Origin of the sequence: Cohaesibacter celericrescens (genome assembly GCF_002866925.1) — a bacterium.
Classification (GTDB): Bacteria; Pseudomonadota; Alphaproteobacteria; order Rhizobiales; family Cohaesibacteraceae; genus Cohaesibacter; species Cohaesibacter celericrescens.
The window spans coordinates 1-1,979 of sequence record NZ_PKUQ01000043.1 but is presented as its reverse complement, the minus strand read 5'-3'; the positions used below and the strand labels follow the sequence as shown (position 1 = coordinate 1,979).

Below are 1,979 nucleotides of genomic sequence, written 5' to 3'. Positions count from 1 at the left end.
CGGCACTGAATTGTTTCCCGGGTAATTGCGTCTCATCAAACTTAAGTACTCCGCTCGATATGCCCAACACTGCGGTCAATGAAGAAGTTGTAGATACTTGGTTTCTTCTAGCTGCATCTTCACGAGCTTCAGCATTTCTAACGAGAACCTTAGCTCGGTTTTCTGCACGCTCAAGGATTTCTTGAACCCTTTTTGAAACAAGCTTTACTATTTTCAAAGCTGCAGGAGCGGACCGGGAAATGCGTTCCAAAATTGATTGCTTTTGTTCAGAGGTTGCGTGATCAGAAAATACAATTTCTTCAACGCCATCTTTCTCAACCACGGATATTAGGTCATCTGATTTCGCCTCGATCGCGGCCAATTGAGCATCAACAGTTGCATGTATATTTTGAGCGCTCTCTATAACCACTGCAGCTTCTTCATTTGCTCTAGCGATAATATTTTTTTCTGCGGCAATGCTCTCTCTTTCTCTGACCTCAAGATTGGCTTCACGTTGATCAAGCAGGCGCTCTCTCTTCACTAATCTGGCTTCTCGTACTGTGATGTTTTCAGCGCGGTCATCCCGATAAGCTTGAGCTTTTGTGTGGCTTCGCTTGTCCGGCGGCACTTGACCTTGTTCTTTTGCATCGCGCCTTGCTTGTGCGCTGCGTTCACCGCGCTGCAATCCTATATCTTTGAAAAAATCACCGGCGACATCCTGCGCATGTTCATAGGAGGCTATCAGCGGATTGGCACTTGGCTGAAGCATGACTTGCTTGCCGCGTCTTTGGGACACCACTTCTTTTGTGATAAAAAGCACGGCATGGAAGTGCGGAACCTCTTCATCCATATCAAGCCGCAAATGTAAAACCTGTTCTGGAAAATACTTTTCAAAAAATTCACGCCCTTTTTCCCGAAACTGGGCAATGGTCTTTCTGCTCAGTCGAACCTCAATTCTGTCGCCAAGCTCGGTCGTTTTGTGAGCAATGTAGGGATAGGGGTCATCGTCATCTGCGAGAAAATAGGTCTGGTTCGCAGTCAAAATTGCTTCGCGAACCGGTCCATATTTTGAAGCTCGATAGGGGTCTATAAGCCCAAGCTCTGCTCGTTTCTTACGGTCCTTATTTCTTCCTAAAAGGGCAAGGGCTTCAAGGTTATTCTTCAGATTGACTTCAGCAATATCCTTGATTTTATCGCGTAACCGCTTTGAAAAATCTTCGCCAGTTTCATCAAAGCAAACCGTATCTGCGCTGCGTGATAGATCGCAATGGTCAACATCTCCACCCCTTCTTTGCGCATGCATCAGTATGCGTTTGGCATCGACCGGCACCACTCCATCAAAACGCAAGACCACGGAATGTGGCATTTGAACCTCCCTTGAGAATATCTTCACACGTAGGGAAATGACGTCCGCGACCGCATCTGGTCGGGGAAAGTTCAAAAAAAGTGCCTCAAGCTGACATGTTGGATTTCTGCAGGTTTGTTTGGAGGGTTACTCACTATGCAAGTGACAGACGCGTATCCGCTTTCTGTCACTTGCGCTCGCTTGGGAGACCCAAGACCCCGGCGCCGAAATTCGTCGCTTGGGAAGCATGCCATCTTCCCAAACCCTTCCGGGGCCTTCAGCCAGAGCAAAGAAACGTTCGCCACGTCTTTGCAATCTTGGGCGTCACCCGACAGGCCCGAGACAAACCCTCGGCGGCGTTTTTCTCGGAGCTCTTTTCCTGCCGTCCCACGACATGTTCAGGGTGCCATTGGGCATGCCCTAAAAACCCCGGCGCTTGTGCAGGCCATTTGCAATGGCTCTCCAAATCCAACCGATCCGACCACCTTGGCGGGGGACCGGTTGGATTTGAAAATCACCCCACAAGAAAAGGCCAATGGAAAAGGTGAAGTCGGATCAAGCGCAGCGGTCGCTGTGACGCCGCGCTTGATCCGATCACCATGGCAACATGGAAAGAACAGGCGTCAGACCGTTATCTCACCCAAATGAGTAAGGA

General features: G+C 49.1%; 1 protein-coding gene. It reads right to left on the bottom strand.

Annotation, left to right across the window (positions count from 1 at the left end):
- On the bottom strand, positions 1-1,345 hold a 1,345-nt coding region (locus C0081_RS18130), incomplete at its 3' end, for a hypothetical protein (protein ID WP_146006494.1).
- Positions 1,346-1,979: the final 634 nt, after the last annotated feature.